Genomic DNA, 236 nt, shown 5'->3' on the forward strand with positions numbered 1-236 from the left:
TGTTTTGGTGTTTTTTTTTTTTTGTTGTGTTTTTTTTGGGTTTGTAGTGTGTTTTTATGAGTTTTGTGTATTTGTTTTTGTTATTTTTATTCTTGTTTGTTTTGTTTTGTTTTTTTTTGTCTTGTTGTTTTTCTTCTTTTGTTTGCTTTGTTTGTTTTTGGTTTTGCTTGTTTTTGTGTGGTTTTTTTTTTTTTTTTTGTGTTGTGTGTTTTTTTTTGGTTTGTTTTTTTGGTTTA

Annotated in this window: 1 protein-coding gene; it reads right to left on the bottom strand. The window is 23.3% G+C overall.

From position 1 onward, the window contains the following. A partial coding sequence (locus KB213_RS13565; protein WP_211683553.1) for a hypothetical protein occupies window positions 1-236 on the bottom strand: 236 nt, incomplete at both ends.

Source organism: Neokomagataea anthophila (assembly GCF_018122595.1).
In the GTDB taxonomy this organism is placed as follows: domain Bacteria; phylum Pseudomonadota; class Alphaproteobacteria; order Acetobacterales; family Acetobacteraceae; genus Gluconobacter; species Gluconobacter anthophilus.